16 protein-coding genes are annotated in these 18,270 nt (G+C 69.1%); 3 read left to right on the top strand and 13 right to left on the bottom strand.

The window, feature by feature from the left end; all coding sequences use genetic code 11:
• Positions 1 to 41: 41 nt before the first annotated feature.
• The 4 genes from ACYVKQ_RS22720 to ACYVKQ_RS22705 are packed head-to-tail and all read right to left on the bottom strand — an operon-like array spanning position 42 to position 3,491.
• Positions 42 to 935, bottom strand: a complete 894-nt coding sequence (locus ACYVKQ_RS22720) for a pectinesterase family protein (protein ID WP_460677668.1) — start codon at positions 933 to 935, stop codon at positions 42 to 44.
• Positions 932 to 1,885 (bottom strand): pectinesterase family protein, encoded by a 954-nt coding sequence (locus ACYVKQ_RS22715; protein WP_460677667.1) that lies wholly within the window; start codon positions 1,883 to 1,885, stop codon positions 932 to 934. Before ACYVKQ_RS22715 ends, ACYVKQ_RS22720 begins: the two co-directional genes overlap by 4 nt.
• On the bottom strand, positions 1,882 to 2,700 hold the full coding sequence (locus ACYVKQ_RS22710; RefSeq protein ID WP_460677666.1) for a rhamnogalacturonan acetylesterase: 819 nt from the start codon (positions 2,698 to 2,700) through the stop codon (positions 1,882 to 1,884). The genes ACYVKQ_RS22715 and ACYVKQ_RS22710 overlap by 4 nt, the downstream gene beginning before the upstream one ends.
• 17 nt (positions 2,701 to 2,717) lie before the next feature.
• Positions 2,718 to 3,491 (bottom strand): rhamnogalacturonan acetylesterase, encoded by a 774-nt coding sequence (locus ACYVKQ_RS22705; protein ID WP_460677665.1) that lies wholly within the window; start codon positions 3,489 to 3,491, stop codon positions 2,718 to 2,720.
• 248 nt (positions 3,492 to 3,739) lie between these two features.
• Here ACYVKQ_RS22705 and ACYVKQ_RS22700 point away from each other — a divergent pair, with 248 nt between their 5' ends.
• Together ACYVKQ_RS22700 and ACYVKQ_RS22695 are read left to right on the top strand one after the other, a co-directional pair.
• Positions 3,740 to 4,168 carry a hypothetical protein gene (locus tag ACYVKQ_RS22700; RefSeq protein ID WP_460677664.1) on the top strand — a complete coding sequence of 143 codons (429 nt, stop codon included), beginning with the start codon at positions 3,740 to 3,742 and terminating at the stop codon, positions 4,166 to 4,168.
• A 96-nt stretch (positions 4,169 to 4,264) separates the two neighbouring features.
• Entirely contained in the window at positions 4,265 to 5,068 is an 804-nt protein-coding gene (locus ACYVKQ_RS22695; protein ID WP_460677663.1) for a lysostaphin resistance A-like protein, read from the top strand.
• 128 nt (positions 5,069 to 5,196) lie between these two features.
• On the opposite strand, the gene ACYVKQ_RS22690 is transcribed toward ACYVKQ_RS22695, so the two are convergent.
• On the bottom strand, positions 5,197 to 6,150 hold the full coding sequence (locus ACYVKQ_RS22690; protein ID WP_460677662.1) for an aldo/keto reductase: 954 nt from the start codon (positions 6,148 to 6,150) through the stop codon (positions 5,197 to 5,199).
• A 275-nt stretch (positions 6,151 to 6,425) separates the two neighbouring features.
• On the opposite strand from ACYVKQ_RS22690, the gene ACYVKQ_RS22685 reads away from it, so the two are divergent.
• The gene (locus ACYVKQ_RS22685; protein ID WP_460677661.1) at positions 6,426 to 8,018 is read left to right on the top strand and encodes an N-acyl-D-amino-acid deacylase family protein; all 1,593 of its coding nucleotides are present in this window, start codon (positions 6,426 to 6,428) and stop codon (positions 8,016 to 8,018) included.
• An 88-nt stretch (positions 8,019 to 8,106) separates the two neighbouring features.
• Here the strand turns inward: ACYVKQ_RS22685 and ACYVKQ_RS22680 are convergent, their stop codons facing one another.
• The 8 genes from ACYVKQ_RS22680 to ACYVKQ_RS22645 all read right to left on the bottom strand — a co-directional run bounded on the left by ACYVKQ_RS22680 (position 8,107) and on the right by ACYVKQ_RS22645 (position 18,167).
• Positions 8,107 to 9,453, bottom strand: coding sequence for an alpha-amylase family glycosyl hydrolase (locus tag ACYVKQ_RS22680; RefSeq protein ID WP_460677660.1), 1,347 nt, complete (start codon positions 9,451 to 9,453; stop codon positions 8,107 to 8,109).
• Positions 9,454 to 9,620: 167 nt separating this feature from the next.
• On the bottom strand, positions 9,621 to 10,796 hold the full coding sequence (locus ACYVKQ_RS22675; RefSeq protein ID WP_460677659.1) for a T9SS type A sorting domain-containing protein: 1,176 nt from the start codon (positions 10,794 to 10,796) through the stop codon (positions 9,621 to 9,623).
• A 135-nt stretch (positions 10,797 to 10,931) separates the two neighbouring features.
• Positions 10,932 to 11,432 (bottom strand): DinB family protein, encoded by a 501-nt coding sequence (locus tag ACYVKQ_RS22670; protein WP_460677658.1) that lies wholly within the window; start codon positions 11,430 to 11,432, stop codon positions 10,932 to 10,934.
• A gap of 32 nt (positions 11,433 to 11,464) precedes the next feature.
• Complete coding sequence (locus tag ACYVKQ_RS22665) at positions 11,465 to 12,901, bottom strand: alpha-amylase family glycosyl hydrolase (protein ID WP_460677657.1); 1,437 nt, start codon at positions 12,899 to 12,901, stop codon at positions 11,465 to 11,467.
• A gap of 67 nt (positions 12,902 to 12,968) precedes the next feature.
• Positions 12,969 to 14,129, bottom strand: a complete 1,161-nt coding sequence (locus tag ACYVKQ_RS22660; RefSeq protein ID WP_460677656.1) for an acyltransferase family protein — start codon at positions 14,127 to 14,129, stop codon at positions 12,969 to 12,971.
• A gap of 72 nt (positions 14,130 to 14,201) precedes the next feature.
• Positions 14,202 to 14,657, bottom strand: a complete 456-nt coding sequence (locus ACYVKQ_RS22655; protein ID WP_460677655.1) for a hypothetical protein — start codon at positions 14,655 to 14,657, stop codon at positions 14,202 to 14,204.
• Between the two features lie 15 nt (positions 14,658 to 14,672).
• Positions 14,673 to 14,975, bottom strand: a complete 303-nt coding sequence (locus ACYVKQ_RS22650) for a hypothetical protein (protein WP_460677654.1) — start codon at positions 14,973 to 14,975, stop codon at positions 14,673 to 14,675.
• Positions 14,976 to 15,137: 162 nt separating this feature from the next.
• The gene (locus tag ACYVKQ_RS22645; protein WP_460677653.1) at positions 15,138 to 18,167 is read right to left on the bottom strand and encodes a TIM-barrel domain-containing protein; all 3,030 of its coding nucleotides are present in this window, start codon (positions 18,165 to 18,167) and stop codon (positions 15,138 to 15,140) included.
• Positions 18,168 to 18,270: the final 103 nt, after the last annotated feature.

Genomic DNA, 18,270 nt, shown 5'->3' with positions numbered 1-18,270 from the left:
AGCGGTACTCCTGCTGCGCGCTAAGAAAAACGGTACCCTATCTATGATACTGTAGCAATGCCGTATTCCGCGTAGTAGGCCGTCTGCTCGTTAGCCGGGTTTTTCCAGTTGTCCCAGCCCGCCGGGGCGATGTGGCCGCCCATGCGCGTGCGCAGGAACACGGTGCGGGCGTGGGGCCGCCAGGGCCGGCCCAGGTGCACCTTGGTGGCCAGGGTGGAGTTGGCCGTCAGGGTGCAATCGAGAAACACGAAGCCGTAACGCTGCCGCTCGGTGGTGGAGGCAGCGGTGATAAAGGAGTTTTTCTTGCTGTGAATGGTGCAGCGCTCAAACACGGTCGTGCTGGCCCCGAAGATGAAGTCGGTAGTGCCCTCGATGTAACAGTCGCGGTAGTACTGCCGGCTGTGGTCGGTGGCCAGGAATAGCGCGTCCTGGTCGCCCACGATGCGGCAGCCCACGAAGGCGCACCGGTCGCCCTCCACGTGCAGGGCCACGGCCTGCCCAGCGGTGCGGCCCGCTGTATTCTGGAACGTCAGGTTTTCGGCCCGAAAGTCATTGGCCTGCACCAGCACCGAGTGCGAGGTGTAGGTATTGATGCCGCCCGCGCCGGCGTGGTCGTCGTAGGTGAGAATGGTCGCGTCCCGGTCTTCGCCCAGCAGCGTCAGGCGCGTCTTGAGGGCGGGCACCACCAGCTTTTCGCGGTACGTACCCCGCTTGATGAAAATGGTCACGGCCTGCTGAGGCTGATTGGGCACGGCATCCACGGCCTGCTGCACCGTGCGGAAGTCGCCGGAGCCGTCCTGGGCCACTACCAAGCGGGGACGCGCCGGAGCCAGGGCGGCGGCGCGGGCGGCGTTGGGTTCGGCGGTGGTTTGGGCGGCGGCCGCGGTGCTGAGCAGCAGGGCGGCCGCCAGTAGCGGCCGGCAAAGCGTCCTCACAGGTCTTGCTGGGGGTTCCAGTTGCGGAAGACGTTCCGCAGGGTGTATTGCCGGGCTTCCTGGTCGGTGAGCTGCCGCGCCCAGGCCACGCGCTGCTGGGGCTGAGCGCCAGGGCCGCGGTTCTGGTACTCGGCGTAGCGGGCCGTCTGCTTGTTCTTTTCGTTACCCCAATGGTCCCAGCCGGCCGGACCGATGACGGCGCCCAGCTCGCAGCGCAAGAACACCGTTTTGGCGTAGGGCCGCCAGGGCCGCCCGAGCAGAAAGGTGCCCGCCTTGGCGTCGCCGGTGATGCGGCAGTTGTTGAACACGTAGCCGTAGCGGACGCTGTCGGGGGTGGAGGCGGCCGTCACGTAGCCCTGCTGCTTGCAGAAGATGGTGCAGTTCTCAAACCACGCCGTCGAGGAGCCGAAAATGAAGTCCACCGTGCCCTCGATGTAGCAGTCCTGGTAGTACTGCCGCGCGCCGTAGCCGTAGGTGTAGAGCGTGTCCTGGAAGCCGAGGAAGCGGCAGTTCTTGAAGCGGGCTTTGTCGCTGGCCACCCACAGCGCCACGGCCTGGCCCACGGGCCCCGAGGAGTTCTGGAAGGTGAGGTTTTCGGCCGTGAAGTCGGGGCCGTAGAGGTAGCAGCTGGCCGAGCCGGAGGTGCCCTTGTCCTCCCCGAAGATGTTTTTCTTTTGGTTGTAGTCGTCGTAGGTCAGGATGGTCAGCTCCCGGTCCTCGCCGATGAGGCGCACCAGGTGCTTGGAGCCGGCCAGGATGAGCTTTTCCTTGTAAGTGCCCTTCCTGACGAAGATGGTGGTGACCTTCTTGCGAAAATCGGGCACCGCGTTGAAGGCTTCCTGCACCGTGCGAAACTGCCCGGAGCCGTCCTGAGCCACCACGAAATCGTAGCCGAAGGCCCGGCCGAGCAGCAGCCAGCTCAGACAAACAAGGGAAAGGAGGTGCTTCACGGGGTAGTGGGTTGGGCGTCTTTGCCGGTGGCGGTGGGCGGCACGGCGTTCTTGGCCGTGGGCTGGGCGAGGTGGTCGGCCAGGCCGGGCAGGCGCTGAGCCACGATCTGGCTTACCACCAGCTGGGCCATTTTGCGGGCCCCCAGCTCCGAAAAGTGCGTGTTGTCGTTCTTGCCGTAGGGGTAGTTGGGGTGGTCACCAGGCTGCAACTGCAGAAACAGCAGCTTGCTGTTTTCCTCGCCGAACTGTTGCAGCAGCTCGCGGCTCAGCCGGTCCAGGTCTATGAGCGGCGTTTTCTGGGCCCGGGCCGCCTCCATCGTCGCGGCGGAGTAGGCCACGTGGGTTTCCTGCTGCCGGCCGTCCTTGAACTTGCGGCGCGTCACGGGCGTGATGAGCACCGGCGTGGCCTTGCGGGCCCGCGTCTCGGTCACGAACTTCACCAGGTTGCGGCGGTAGTCCTCCGGCGAGGTGTAGCGGTCGGGGTGGGCCTCCGATTCGTCGTTGTGGCCGAACTGGATCAGCACGTAGTCACCGGGGCGCAGCGCGTCGACGATGGGCTGCCAGCGGTTTTCGGCCAGAAACGTGCGGGTGCTGCGCCCGTTCTGGGCACGGTTGTCCACCACCACCGTCGTATCGAAGAACGTGGCCAGCGGCATGCCCCAGCCGGTTTCGGGAAACACCGGCCGCACTTTCTGCGCGATGGTCGAGTCGCCGATCAAGTAAATTGTGGTCTTCTGGGGCGGCGGGGCCGTGAAGGCCGCCAGCAGCATCAGCAGGCCCAGCGCCCAGGCGCGGCGCAGGAAAGCAGGCATCATAACGGAGGGGTTCGGGGCTACTTGGCCTGCACGTCAACGGCTTTCTTAACCTCGCGCTTCACCACGCGGTCGGCCAGCTCCAGCTGCTGGGCGCGCAGGTCGGCCAGCACCAGCTGGGCCATCTTGCGGGCCCCCAGCTCCGAGAAGTGCGTGTTGTCGTCGCGGCCGTCGGGGTAGTTGGGATGCTCGCCGGGCTGCAGCTGGTTGAACAACAGCTTGGAGTTTTCCACCCCGAACTGCTGCAGCAGCGCCATGCTCGTCTGGCTTAGGTCGATCAGGGCCACTTGGTTTTCGCGGGCCACTTGGCGCACCAGCTCGGCGTAGGCGGCGTGGGTGTCCTCCGGCTTGCCGGCTGCGTCGAACTTGCGCCGCGCCACGGGCGTGAGCAGCACCGGCGTGGCCTTTTTAGCCCGTGTTTCCAGCACAAACCGCCGCAGGTTCTGCTGAAACTCGGTTTCGGTGGTGTAGCTGCGCTTGGTGGGCACCTCGTCGTTGTGGCCGAACTGGATCAGCACGTAGTCGCCGGGGCGCAGCGCGTCGGCCACGGGCTGCCAGCGGTTTTCGGCGATGAAGGTGCGGGTGCTGCGCCCGTTCTGGGCACGGTTGTCCACGGTCACCGTTTCGTCGAAGAACACGGCGAAGGGCGTGCCCCAACCGGTTTCGGGAAAGGCCTTCACCTCCTTGTTGGCCATGGTGGAGTCGCCGATGAGGTACACCCGGATGGGCGCCGGCGCCACAAAGGCCGTCAGCACCAGCAGTAGCAGCCCGAAAGCAGCAAAATGAACGCGCATACGTAAGCAGTAGAGTGGGAAAACGCAACAGCCCGCGGCACCAGCCAAACTGCCCGAAAGCAGCGGCCGGCACCGGGGCATTTCACTCACCATTCGATAGTTGCGGCTTTCCGGGGCGGCGTGCAAGCCGGGGTAGGGTTTTTTCTGCGCAATCGATGTCGGGAACGTTGCCAGTCGACGCGCGGCCGGCCCCCGTTTTGCAACCTCAGAGGCTAAGTCTGTTACTTTCGTCTTCCTATCGTTTAGCCATGACGTTACTCGACTCATCTGCTCAGGCCACGCTGTTTTTCGACAATCCCGCGGGCCGCATCCTGCACCATCCCGTCGGCTACATCCGGCTCGACTGGCACCGGGCGCCCTCGCGCGACGCGCACGTGCGGGCCCTGTACGAGGCCGCCACCGAAGCGCTGTGCACGTTTGGGCTGACGCGCATCCTGACCGACCACCGTCACATGCCGCCCATTTCGGCCGCCATGCAGCGCTGGCTGGCCGACGAGTGGGTGCCCTCCACCGTGCGGCGCTGCGGCTACAACCGAGGCGCGATTATCCAGGCGTTTAACCTGTTCAACCGGCTGGCTACCAGTCAAATCGTGTCGCAGGTCGGGCACGTTCCCCTGACGCTACAGTACTTCGACCACGAGCAGGAGGCCGAGCGCTGGCTGCTGGACGAGGCCTAGGCCGGCGGCCTTTTTCAAGGATTGGGCTGCTGCTATATTTGCGGCCCGTCCGGGCCCGCCACCGCCGGCCGGCCCCGGGCGGAGCCCCCCGCCAGCATGTCCCCTCTGTCGATAGCCGAGCCCCGGCCCGCGCGCGTCCGGCGCCGGCTGCACCCCGTCGCGGGCTTTGCGCTGCTAGCCGCCCCCTACCATGCCGCCGAGTACGCCATGCGCTTTCACCAGCACGTGCCGCTGTTTCTGGGCCTGCTGCTGGCCTGCGTGGGCGTGGCCTATGCCGTAGCGCGGGGGCAGGGGTACACGGGCCTGAGTGCCTGGGGGCTGGGTGGGGGCCGCCGGGGCGCGGCGTTGCTGGGCCTGGGCCTGCTGCTCGGGTTGCTCGCCCACGCGCTGGCTTTTGCCGGGCGGCTCGGGCTGGGCATTGAAACCGTGCAGCGCTGGCCGCCGCCCGCCGCGCTGGGGCAGGGCCTGCTGCTGTTTGGGCTGGGCACGTTTCTGCCTTCCCTGGCCGAAGACATCCTGACCCGCGGCTACCTGCTGCGCCACCTGCCGGCCCGCCTGCCCGCGGCGGCCTTTGTGCTGCTCTCGGCCGCAGTGTACGTGCTGAATCACGTTTACGCGCTGGGCAGCGGCCCCACGCAGCTCACGTATCTGTTCGTGCTCGGCGTGGGGTTTGCCGTGCCGCTGGTCATCACCCGCAACCTGTGGTACACGGTGGGCGCGCACTGGGGCGGCAACATCCTCTACCGCCTCAGCCACGACGTGCTCCGGGTGACGGACGGCCCTCACGACTTTTCCGGCCTCTGGCAGCTGACCCTCTGCATGGCCCTGATGATTCCGGTGCACTTCATGGTGGCGCGGGCCCTGCAGCGGCGCCTGGGCAGCCGGCGTTTCAGCAGCTGACAACCACCGGGCCGACGGCCCACCGCTCCGACCAGCTAAAAGGCCCCGAGCATCGTGCCCGGGGCCTTTTTGCGGAGTGTCATCTGACGGGTACACGGCGGGCGGCCGAAACCCGGCGCCGATTGCGGCTACTCGCGGCTGGCCTGGTCCAGGGCCGTCAGGTCTTCGGGGGCGAGCTGCAGCTGCAGGGCCGGCAGGAGTTCCGCTACCTGCCGGGCGTTGCTGGCCGAGGCGATGGGCGCCGTCAGGCCGGGCTGCGCCATGATCCAGGCCAGCGCCACCTGTCCCGGCGTGGCTTGGTGCCGGGCCGCCACTTCGTCCAAGGCCTGCAGAATGCCCAGGCCCCGCTCATTCAGGTACTTCTGGCCCACGCCGCCGCCCCGGGCGCTCTGCGAGAGGTCGGCTTCGGAGCGGTACTTGCCCGTCAGGAAGCCCGCGGCCAGCCCGTAGTAGGGAATCACGCCCAGGCCGTACTGCCGCACCACCGGCCGGAGCTGCTGCTCGAAGTCGGCGCGGTCGTAGAGGTTGTAGAGCGGCTGCAGCGTTTCGTAGCGCGGCAGGCCGTGCTGCTCGCTGGCCTGCAGGGCTTCGGTGAGGCGCGCGGCGGAAAAGTTGGAGGCCCCGATGGCACGCACCTTGCCCTCCCGGATCAGGTGGGCGTAGGCTTCGAGCGGCTCCTGCACCGACACCGTCGGGTCATCCTTGTGCGATTGGTACAGGTCGATGTAATCCGTCTGCAGGCGTTTCAGCGAGCCTTCCACGGTGCGCAGGATGTACGCTTTCGACAGGCCTTTCTGCTCGGGCGTGATTTCCCAGCCTACTTTGGTGGCGATGATTAGGTCGTCGCGGCGGCCGCGGCGCTTGAGCCACCGGCCGATGATGGTTTCGGACTCGCCGCCCACGTGGCCCGGCACCCACACCGAGTAGCCGTCGGCCGTGTCGATGGCGTTGCCGCCCCAGTCCACGAAGGCGTCCAGGATCTGAAACGAGGTAGCCTCGTCGGCCGTCCAGCCAAAAACGTTGCCGCCGAGCACGAGCGGCGCAATATGCAGGCCCGAGCGGCCTAGTTCGCGGTGTTGCATGAGCAAAAAGCGGAAGTAGCGCCGCGGCCCGGTGGCGGGCCGTGGCTGGTAGAATAAGGGTGTTTAACTCGCCTGCCGCGCCAGATGTTTTGGCCGAAGGCCGCCGGTCATGCGGCGGTTGGGAAAGCCGCCCCCGTAGCGCGGGCTGCAGCCCGCGTCCGCTCGAATGGTACCCACCGGCTGAACCGCCGCCCCGCCAGGCAGGCGCTGCAAGGCCGCGTACACCCGGCCCGAAACGGCCATACCTTGCAGCTTCCCGCCCGTTCTGCCTTCCCATGAAATACCTGCTGCCGCTGCTCGCCGGCGCCCTGATGCTGAGCCAGCCCCTGCGCGCCCAGGCCCAGCAGCCCCGCGCCGACCTCCTGATTCGCCACGGCCGCGTGCTCGACGGCACTGGCAACGCCTGGTTTTACGGCGACGTGGCCGTGCGCCAGGGCCGTATCGTGGCCGTCGGCCGCCTCGCCGCCGATTACCCGGCCGACACCGTGCTCGACGCGCAGGGCCTGGTCGTCGCGCCGGGCTTTATCGACGTGCACACCCACATCGAGGACGACGAGCTGCGCCAGCCCACGGCCGACAACTTCCTGCACGACGGGGTGACGACGGTGGTAACCGGCAACTGCGGTTCCTCGCGCCTCGACCTGCGCCGCTACTTCCATGTGCTCGACAGCGCCCGGCTGTCCGTCAACGTGGCCTCGCTCATCGGCCACGGCACGGTGCGCAAGGCCGTGCTGGGCCGCGCCCGCCGCGCCCCGGCCGAGGCGGAGCTGGCGCGCATGGAAGCCCTGGTCGACAGCGCCATGCGCGCCGGGGCGATGGGCCTGTCGTCGGGGCTGATTTACGTGCCCGGCACCTACTCGCGTACCCCCGAGCTAGTGCGGCTGGCCCGCGTGGCGGCCCGGCACCGCGGCCTCTACGCCACCCACATGCGCAACGAAGGCGACAGCGTGCGGCAGGCCATCGGGGAGGCGCTGCGCGTGGGCCGCGAGGCCGGGCTGCCGGTGCAGATTTCCCACCTCAAGCTCAGCGGGCAGCAGAACTGGGGCCGGGCCGCCGATCTGCTCGGCCTGATCGAAGCAGCCCGCCGCGCCGGCCAGGAAGTCACCATCGACCAGTACCCGTACACGGCCAGCTCCACCTCGCTGAGCACCCTGCTGCCCGACGACGTGCAGGCCGACGGCCGCGACTCGCTGCGGGCGCGGCTGGCCCGCCCGGCCGTGCGCCGGGCCGTGGAAGCGGCCCTGCTGCGCCGCCTGCGCACGCGCGGGCTGCGCCACTTCAGCTACGCAGTGGTGGCCAGCTTCCCGCCCGACACCGCGCTGAACGGGCTGAGCATCGAGCAGATCAACCAGCGGCTGGGCCGGCGCCACCGGGCCCGGGCCGAAGCCGCCACCATCCTCGACTTGGTGCTGCAGCACGACCCCAGCTCCGTGTTTCACGGCATGAGCGAGCCGGACGTGCAGCAGATCATGCGCTACCCGCAGAACATGGTGGCCTCCGACGCCAGCATCCGGGTGTGGCGCGAGGGCGTACCGCACCCGCGCGGCTATGGCTCCAACGCCCGCGTGCTCGGCCGCTACGTGCGCGAGCTGCAGGTGCTGACTCTGGAAGAAGCCGTGCGCCGCATGACCAGCCTGCCCGCCCAGACCTTCGGCCTGGAAGGGCGGGGCCTCGTGCGCCCCGGCTACGCCGCCGACCTGGTCGTGTTCGACCCGGCCACGGTGCAGGACCGCAGCACCTTCGCCCAGCCGCACCAGTATTCGGTGGGCATGAAATACGTGCTGGTCAACGGCCGCCTGACGGTGCGCGAAGGCCGGCACAACGGCCGGCGCGCCGGGCAGGTGCTCTACGGACCGGGGCGGCGGTAGCCAGATACCGCCTCACATCGGCTGGCGTAGTGCCCCGAATCCAAAGGCACGAAGCGGTGCGAAGGGTAAGCAAACCGGCCAGCCGCCGCTATGACCACTCCAGCACCCGCCAGCCGTAGGCGGGCACCGGCAGCTCGTCGCCCGTGCGCAGGGTAACGACTTCGTCGCCAAAGGTGTCCCACCAGCTGCCGGCGGCTTCGGCCGGCAGGGGCAGGCTCCGGCTTTCGGCGGCGGTGCTGATGACGACCAGCACCACGGCCCTGACGGTGTGCCGCACAAAGGCGTACAGCTCCGGCGGACTGGGCAGGCGGCGGAAGCGGCTCGTTGCGTCGCCGTTGCGCAGGGCCGGGTGGCGGCCCTTGAGCTGCAGCAGGCGGGTGTAGAAGTCCAGCAGCGGGTAGTCCTGCCAGTCGATGGGGTCGCGGTCGAAGAAGGCGAGGCGACGGTTCAGCGCCGCTTCCTGGCCTGAATATACCAGCGGCATGCCCGGCAGCAGGGCCGTGAGCACGGCAAAGGGCCGCGCCAGCGGGCCCAGCCGCTCGTACTCAGTGCCGTCCCAGCTGTTCACGTCGTGGTTGCTGGTGAAGTGCATCAGGTACACCGAGGGCGGGTATTTGGCCCGCTCGGCCGCCAGGTAGGCATCGATGGCGCGCAGCGGCTCCCGGCCCTCGGCCACGTGGTCGAGCAGGTAGTGCAGGCGCAGGCCGAAGCTCATGTTGAAGGCGTTTTCGAGCAGGCGGGTGTTGCCGTCGAATTCCTCCCAGCTCAGCCCGCCCGAGGGGTATAGCTCGTCCCATTCGGCCAGCATAAAAACGGGCTTGACCGCGTCCAACTCCCGGCGGGCCGCTTCCCAGAAGTCGGTGGGCACCAGGCCCGCCACGTCGCAGCGGTAGCCGTCCACGTCGGCCGCGTACAGCCAGTACAGCAGGGCGTCGGTCATGTAGCGGCGCAGCCCGGGCTGCCGGTAGTCCAGGGCCACCACATCGGTCCAGTCGGGCACGGGCGGCACCAGTTGGCCCGCCGCGTCGCGCCGAAACCAATCGGGGTGCTGCTCCACCAGCAGGTTGTCGGGGCTGGTGTGGTTGGCCACCCAGTCGAGGATGACGCGCAGCCCCAGCGCGTGCGCGGCCTGCACCAGATGGCGCAGGTCGCGCAGGGTGCCAAACTCGGGATTCACCCCGAAGTAATCCTGCACGGCGTAGGGGCTGCCGAGCGTGCCCTTGCGCCCGGCCTGCCCGATGGGGTGCACTGGCATCAGCCACACGATGCTCACGCCCATGGCCGCCAGCCGCGGCAGGTGCGCTTCGAAGGCCCGGAAGGTGCCCTCCGGCGTGTACTGCCGGATGTTGACCTCGTAGATGGTGGCGTGGGCGGCCCACTCGGGGTGGCGAACCTGAAACAGGTGGGCGGCGGGGTGCGGCAGCAGATCGGACACGGCGACGGGTGGTTAGGACGGGTAATGCCGCCGTGTACGCAAAATCGGCTCTGGCCGGGCCAAAACGCCGCTGCGCTTCCCCGGACCGGCACCCGCCGGATGGCAAGGGGCTAAGGCCTGGGGAAGCGCAGTCAATGGGCGAGGGAGCCGCTAGCTCCAGCCGGGGGCTACTGCACGGTTACTTTCAGGGCGCTGCTGGCGCCGCTGCGGTCCTGCACTTCCACCAAGTACGTGCCGGCGGGCAGGCCGCGCAGCGCTTCGGAGGGCTGGCCGGTGGTGGCGGGCGCGGTACGCACCGGGCGGCCCGTCAGGTCGCGCACGGTCAGCTCCACGGGCTGCTGCCGGCCGTTGCCCAGGGCCACGGTCAGGCGGCCGTCGGCGGTGGGGTTGGGGTAGGCCTGCAGGCCGCCCACGGCCGTGGCCAGGGCGTTGCGGGCGCTGGTGACCAGGTTGGCTTCCCGCGAAATCTGGGCGAAGTCCACGGTCTGGTAAGTGTCGTCGTCGTAGGAGAAGAAGGCCAGCGGCTGGGCCGAGTTGGCACGGAACAGCATGTCGAAATAGCCTTCCGACTCCTGGCCCTGCTGTACGCCCAAAATCAGCAGCAGAAAGGGCGAAGCGGGTTGGCCGTCGACGTACACGCTATCCACCTGGCGGAAGCGGGTGCGGCGCAGCAGGGCCGGGATGGGCGCCGTGGCGCCGCTGCCCATGACGGCCGGCAGGCGCACCGTGCCCCAGCCCGCCACCGAGTCAATCTGGCTCACGCGCTGCACCAACGTCACCTGGGCGCGGTTCAGCTGCAGCAGCTGCGCCGTCAGGATGCCGCGCGAGGCGCTGCGGTAGGAGTTGCGCTGCACCGAGCCGGCGGTGAGCGGAAACTTCACGATGTAGGAGTTCGAATAGGTCACCTGCTGCGCCGGGATGATGAGCGAGTCGGTGCGCACACCGGTGGTCGGCTGCAGGCCGATGCGCTGCTGGCGGAGCGCGAAGCCCAGGTCCTGCAGCCCCTGCGCGTTCAGCGACTGGTACTGCACGCCGGTGATGGGCGCCGGCCCGAAATCCACCGTGTAGTTGTAGGCGCGGGTGGCGGTGGGGAAAGCCGCGTTGGCGGGCGGGGCAATGTAGGTGCTCTGGTCCACCGCGCCGGTGGGCACCACGCTGGCGTAGTTCCAGGTCTGGTTGGCGCCGGTAGCGGGCCGGGCCACCGGCAGGGTCACGTCCTGAAAACGCTCCACGGTAGCGGTGGTAGCCGGGAAGTTGCCCTGGTTGATGGTGATGGCCGATTGGGCCTGGGCAGCCCCGGCGCTCAGCAGCGCGGTCAGCGTGAGGAGTACAGTCTGTTTCATGCGAAAGGAGAAAAGAATGCGGACTAAAGATGTACGGGCAAAGCTACGGCCTGCCAGGAAAATAATTGGGATACGGGAAGGACGAACTGGAATATTTTGATTCTGGCGGCTCGGTCTGGCGCGTGGCGGCGTGGCTTATTCCGCTTTCGGAGCCGCCGTACCGCTCAGGAAACGGATGACGTCCGTGTCGACCGGCGTGTAGCCCAGCAGCCGGCTCATGGACAGCACCTGGCCCTTGTGGTGAAACTCGTGCGTGATGACGTGGGTGAACAACTGCAGGGGCGTGCTGTGCAGCGGCGTGGCCCGCCCGGGCACGGCAAACGCCGCCGGAGTGAGCCAGTGGCCGGCGGCATGGCGGCCGAACTCTGCCACCAGCGCATCGGTGGCGCTAAACAACGCCCGCCAGGTAGCCGTGCGCGCATCGGGCAGCGGGGCGGCGGGCCGGCCCAGCGCGACCTGTCCGAGCCAGAAGTCGTAGGTGCCGGCCACGTGCATCAGCAGGTCGCCGATGCTGCGGTTGTGGAAGGCCGCCACCGGGGCCAGCAGGTCGGCGGGAGCCAGAGTGGCGCAGTACGTCAGCAGGGCCTCGCGGGCATCCTGCACCAGGGCGTACTGCTGGGCGTAAGGTGTTTCCATAGCAGCAGGAGGGGGAGCGAAGTCAGGTTCGGCTAGGGCTGGGCGCGGCGCTCCAGCACGCGGTAGCCGTGCGGCTCCACGGGCAGGGAGGCGCCGGGCGCCAGGGTGTAGTCCTGCTCGGCAAACACGTCGACGAAGCGGCCCTGCCAGGCGGCGGGCACGGCCAGCTCCTGCAGCTCGTCGCCCAGGTTCACGGCCACCAGCACGGCATCGGCCCCCTGGCTCCGCACGAAGGCATAGGCCGACGCGGCGGTGGGCAGGCGGGCAAATTGCCCGCAGGCGTCGCCGTTGGCCAGGGCCGGGTTGCGCTTCTTGAGCTGCAGCAGCCGGGTGTAGAAATCCTGCAGCGGAAAGTTGTTCCAGGGAATCGGGTCCTTGTCGAAAAACTTCAGCCGCTTCTTCAGGGCCGCTTCCTGCCCGGAGTACACCATCGGGATGCCCGGCAGGGTGGCGGCCAGCACGGCCTGGGGCAGGGCGTTGGCGCCCAGCCGCTCGTACTCGGTGCCGTCCCAGCTGTTGATGTCGTGCGAGGTGGTGAAGGTCATCAGGTAGCTGGTGGGCGGGTATTTGGCGCGCTCGGCCCGCCGGTAGCTATCCACGGCGGCCACGGGCTGCTGGCCGCGGGCCACGCTGTCGAGCAGGTAGCGCAGGCGCAGGGCGTAGGTCGCGTCGAAGGCCTGCTCGAGCAGGCGCGTGTCGGGCCGAAACTCGCCGGGCCGCAGGAAGGGCGGGGCGTGCAGCTCGTCCCACTCGGCCAGCATAAACACGGGCTTGATCTTTTCCAGCTCGGCCCGCGTGGAGTTCCAGAAGTCGGTGGGCACCAGGCCGGCCACATCGCAGCGGTAGCCGTCGACGTCGGCCTCGCGCACCCAGTAGGCCATGCTCTCGGTCATGTACCGGCGCAACTCGGGCTTCGAATAGTCGAGGTCGATGACGTCCTGCCAGTCGGCCACGGGCGCCACGAACCGGCCCTGGGCGTCGCGGGTAAACCACTCCGGGTGCTCCCGGGCGAGCTTACTGTCCCAGCTGGTGTGGTTGGCCACCCAATCGAGGATGACGTGCATGCCGCGCCGGTGCGCTTCGGCCACGAGGTGCTGCAGGTCAGCGAGCGTGCCCATTTCGGGGTTCACGGCCCGGTAGTCGCGCACGGAGTAGTAGCTGCCGAGCGTGCCCTTGCGCTTTTCTTCCCCGATGGGGTACACCGGCATCAGCCACAGAATGCCCACGCCCATCTGTTGCAGCCGCGGCAGGTGCGCCTCGAAGGCCCGGAAGGTGCCCTCCGACGTGTACTGTCGGATGTTGACTTCGTAAAGGCTGGCCTGCCGGGCCCAGTCGGGGTGCCGGATGGTGAACTGCGGTGGCGTCGGTGGGCAGTCGGCGGCGGTGTTTTGGGTGGATTGGGACTGGCAGGCCGGCAGCAGGGCCGCGGCCAGCAGGCCGAAAGCGAAGAGCGGGAGGGAGAGGCGCATTGCCCCAAACATAAGCGTTTACCCGCCGCCTCCCGGGTGGCCCGCAGAAGCAGGCCCAGCCGCCGGCTCAGGCCGCTGCCGCTTTGGCCGCCGAGGGCGCGCGTAGCCAGCGGTTCAGCGGCTGCTCCACGAGGTAGTACAGCCCGATGCTCAGCGCGTTGAGCAGCACGAACAGCGCCAGCGGGTGGTCCACCACGTAGTCGCGCAGCAGCTCCTGCACCAGCCCGAAGTGCACCAGGTAAAACACGTAGGAGCTTTTGCCCAGCAGCTGCAGCGGCGCGCTGGCCAGCAGGCGCTGCAGCCAGGTGCGCTCAGTGAGCAGCCCGGCGAAAAGCAGCGCGATGCCACCGGGCAGCACCACGTTGTTCAGCACGATGCCCAGCGGGGCCTCCTGCCCGTACTCGTAGGGGCCGCGCACTGCTACCAGCCCGGCCACCACGGCCGTCATCAGCAGCAGGCCGGCGGCGGTGAGCAGGCCCGGCACCCGGCTCCCGGCACGCAGCAGCCCGCGGCGGTACCAAAGGGCCAGCTGCACCCCGGCAAAAAACTCCACGGCCCGCCCGAAGAAGGTGAACAGCAGCATGAAGCGGAGGTTGCCGAACAGCCCGTGGTGCTCCAGCGCGCCCACCGTGGCCACCAGCAGGCAGCCCACCGCCAGCAGGCCCAGCGGCAACAGCCACAGCAGGCGCGGGCGGCGCAGCAGCAGGGCAAAGGCCACGGGCGCCAGCAGGTAAAAGCATTCCTCCACCGTCAGCGTCCAGCCCTGCGGAATGCCGGTGTACTTGTACTCATCGAAAAAGCCGCGCAGGAAGGTGACGTTGAACAGCCAGGTGCGGAAGGCAAACGCGCCCTCGCGGAAGTAGCGCACCACGAACACGAGCGTGGTGAGCAGAAAAAACATGGGGTAGATGCGCGCCACGCGGTTGCGCAGGTAGCGCGCCCACCAGCGGCGCGTCCACTGCCCGGTGCCGAAGTAGCGCAGCGTAATCAGAAAGCCGCTGAGCACGAAGAAGATGGGCACGCCCACGTGAAACTCCCGCACCGCCTCGTGCAGCAGCCCCGCCGGGCCGGGTCCCTCGGGAAATGGGTTGAAATGGTGCAGGCACACCAGATACGCCGCCACGGCGCGCACGCCCGTCAGGGCCGGCAGGTAGGCCCGGACGCGGGCGGTGAGGGCAGCGGCGGTGGCGCGGGCAGAATCGGGGGCGGGCAGCGTAGAAGGGGGCATAAGCGCGGGCAGTCGGGCGGCGGCCCGGCAAGTTACGCCGCCGTTCCCGCGCTTCCGCCGCGCCGGGGCGGCTCAGTGAAAGTCGCGCAGGCGCTTTTTGCTTAGCTCGTAGCTGAGGATGGCCGGCACGTAAAAGGTCACGTCGGCCAGCAGCTTGGCCAGCAAAATGCCCCCGGAAAAGTTGCCCAGCCACAGGGGCAGGTAGTACATCAGGGCCGGGCGGATCAGGAAGCTGTCGGCCAGCTCGGCCACGCCGAACTCCACCAGCAGGGCGCGCACGTTCTTGCCGAAGGTGGCCCAGGAGTACCCGTAGCCCCGGGCGCGGCGCATGCGCCGCGCCTGCCACACGTCCGTCAGCAGGATGGTGCCGAAGTACAGCACGTTGCCGGCCCAGGTACCCGCCAACGCGGCCGTCACGCGGCTTCCCGTCAGTGTCAGGGCCAGGGCGGCCCCGGCCAGCGTGGCCAGCAGCGAGAGGATTTCGGCCGGCAGGTAGCGGCGCAGCCATTCGCGGACTTTGCGTTTCATACGAGGAGCCGGGCTTCAAGTCAGGGCCCAGCCCAGTACGAAATAAAGCAGGAGCAGTGCCACGAAGGCCAGGGCCAGTGGCAGCACGCCGCGCCGCGGCACCAGCGCCAGCAGCAGCAGCGCCACCGCCGGCACCAGCACGCCCACCAGCAGCGACACGGCCACGTACCCCAGCCCCGTATACCGGCCGAGCTGCTCCAACACCCGGATGTTGTGGTCGTAGAACCAGCGGCTGAGCCCGCGGAAGCGGTGACGCTCGGCCGCCAGCCCGCAGCCCGCCAGCAGCAGCCCGCCAGCAGCAGCCCGGCCGGCAGCCACCAGGCGCGCGGCTGGCGCAGCGCGGCCACGGCCAGCCAACTCAGCGGCGCCAGCAGGCAGTACACGAAGATGTTCAGCTCCGGGTAGGTGAGGCCGGTGGCCCGGCACGTCGCCTGAAACGCCCGCACGATGTCGTCGAAGAACTGCTGCATGGCCGTCTGTCTATTCGGTGGGCAGCACCACCAGGCGCTGCCGCTGCCCGGCTAGCTCGGCCCAATACACGCCGCCGGGCACGCGCCCGCCCTGCTCGTTGGTGGCATCCCAGGCCAGGGTGTGGGCGCCGGCGGTGCCCGCCGTGGGCAGGGTGCGCACCAGCGTGCCGCGGCTGTCGCGGATGCGCAGCGGGCCGGCCGCGCCCGGCTCGTGGCGGGTGTAGCGCAGCTCGGTGCGGCTGCGGAAGGTGCGCTCCGAAGGGCCTTCCAGCGTCAGCACCTCGGGCTCGGCGTGGCGGGCCGGCGTGGTGTCGAGGTGCAGGCCGCGCACCGATACGCGGACGCGCTCCACGCCCTGTTGAACCTGGAGCCGCAGCGTCAGGGTGTGAGCGGCGGAGTCGTAGCGCCAGGCCTTGGCGGCCAGCTCCCCGCTGCCCAGCAACACGCGCTCCGGAGCGGCCACCACCCGCGGCAGCAGCAGCTCGATGACCCGCTGCTCGGGGGCGCCGGGGTAAGCGGCCCCGAGCAAGGCCAGGTGAATATCGGCCTGGCTGCCACGGGTCTGGCCGCTGAAGCTGAGGAGCTGGTACTCGCCGCGGGCCTCGGCCCGGGCCGAGCGGCCGTCGTCGTCGTAGAGGGCGAAGGCGGTGGTGCCGGCGGCCGGGTCGGCGTAGTACTGCACCTGTAAGGTGTCGGCGCGGTACGCGGCGGTGCTGGCGCGGTAGGGCGTCATCGGCAGGAAGGCGCCGGCGCGCACCAGCAGCGGCAGGTGCCCGAGCGGGGCCGGGCGCCCCACCGTCCGGCCGCCGGGCAGGGTTTCGTGGGAGTAAAAGTCGATCCAGGTGCCGGCGGGCAGCACCACGTTGCGGCGGCGCTGGCCGGGCTGCAGCACCGGGGCCACCAGCAGGTTCGGGCCGAGCATGAACTGGTCGTTGACGTTGACCAGGGCGGCGGCGTTGTGGCGCGCAAAAGCCTGCCGCTGCCGCTCCACAAGGCGTGCCTGGCCCCAGGTGCTGGAGGCGGTGGTGTTCCAGTTCCAGGGCAGCGCGGGAGCACCCCAGTCGAGGTCGGGCGGCAGGCCGGCGGCGCGCTCCTCCGCCGTCAGCGGCCAGGCCTGGGCGGCTTCCGGCAGCACGTAGGTGTCGCCGTAGTTCATTGGCCGCGTGAGGGGCGTGCCGGTCTGGCTGTTTTCCCAGGCCAGCGAGTAGAGGTAGGGCAGCAGCTGGTAGCGCAGGCGGGCGTAGTTGCGCACGATGGCCCGGTACTTTTCCGGCCACCAGTAGGGCTCGGGCGGCACGCCTTCGCCGTGGGGGCGCAGGATGGGCCCGAGCGCGGCCATTTGCAGCCAGCGGGTGTACAGCTCCGGGTCGGTGGGGCCCACGCAGAAGCCGCCCGCGTCGGAGTGCATGTAGCCCACGCCGCCCAGGCCCATGCTGAGCATGATGGGCACCTGCGCCTGCAGGCCCGACCAGGAGCGGTTCACGTCGCCCGACCAGGGAAACACCGCGTGGCGCTGCATGCCGGCCCAGCCCGAGCGGGCGAGGTTGAAGAGGCGCTCTTCGGGGTAGTGGCGCCGGTAGCCTTCGCTGAGGACGCTGGCCCACATCTGCCCGTAGCCGTTGTGAATGCGGCGGGTGGGGCCCGCGTCGTACACCATGTCGGCGGGCTGGTTTTCCGGCTCGCCCAGGTCGCTCCACCAGCCCTGCACGCCGTCCTGCTTCAGCCCATCGTACTGCTGCCACAGCCAGCGGCGGGCGGCCGGGCGGTACATGTCCAGCAGCGTAGCCGGCCCGGCCCAAAACGATTCCACGGTGTACGGCTGGCCCGCCTGGTTGCGCCCCACCAGGCCCTGCTGGCGCACCAGCGCGTCGTGGCGGGAAGTGCGCATCACGTAGGGCTCCGAAATCAGGAGGGTTTTGACGCCGGCCGAGTCGAGGCGGCGGATCATGCGCCTGGGGTCGGGAAAGCCGGTGGGCTCCCAGCGGAAGTCGCCCTGCCGCCGGGTGCCGCCAAACCAGTACAGGTCGAGCACCAGCGCATCGAGCGGAAAGCCGGCCTGGCGCATGCGGCGCGCTACCTGGTACATCTCCTGCTCCGATTTATACCCGAAGCGGCTCTGGATCAGGCCCAGCCCCCAGCGCGGCGGCAGCGGCTGCCGGCCCGTGAGGGCGGTGTAGCGGCTCAGGATTTCGGCGTAGGAGTGGCCGGCGATGATGAAGTAGCCCAGGTTGCGCAGGCCTTCGCCGCGGTATTCGAGCACGTTCCTGTCGGTGGCGCCCAAATCGAGGGTGCCGGCCGCGTGGTGGTCGAAAAACAGTATGTACCCCCGGCTGCTCATCACCGTGGGCAGCGTGGCGTTGAGCGTCGGCTCGCCGTTCTGGTAGCTGTAGTGGGCCTCGTTGTAGAGCGTGAGTCTGCGCCCGCGCCGGTCCAGCGGGAGGGCGCGGGAGCCGGTGCCGTAGAGGTGCTCGTCGGGGCTGAGGCCAAAGGAAACGCCCGTGCCGCCCGCCGGACCCGGCAGCGCGAAGACGCCGCCGGCCTCGGCCACCACGGTTTCGCCGGCGCGCTGGTAGCTCACGCGCAGCGGGTTTTTCTGCACGACGATGGTGCCGTCGAACGTGTCGCCGCGCAGCAGGGGCCACACCAGCGCATCGGCGTCGTTGCGCACCAGGCTGCGGTCGGGCTGCACGTTGAGCAGGTAGCTTTCCAGCTTGGTGTTGACGGGAGGCACCGTGGGCTGCTGCACCACGCTCAGCGACGAATCGGGCCGCACCGGCTGTCCGGCGGGGAAGTATTCCACCCGCACCACTCCTTCGGCCCAGGGCAGTACGCGCAGGGTGCTGCCGTCGGTGCTCAGCATGGTGAGCGTACGGGTGGTGGCCCGGTGGCTCTTGTAATTGCCGATGGCCCGCACCGGCGCCGGCGTTTCCGCGCGGCCGAACGGGTCTTGGGTGGGCGGCCCGGGGCCCTCGCGCTGGGCCCGGGCGGGCAGAACGGCCAGAGACAAGCCCAGCAGGGGCAGCAGGCAGCGGGTACGCATGGGCATCAGGTACGGGGCGGGAAAGGGACCGGCAAAATACGCGCTTCCGCGCCCGCTCGGCACCTCAGGCGCCAGCCACACGGCTTCGGCCCCGCAGTTACCG

The sequence above is a fragment of the Hymenobacter coalescens genome (genome assembly GCF_054783195.1).
This window is presented reverse-complemented; position numbering and strand designations above follow the sequence as displayed.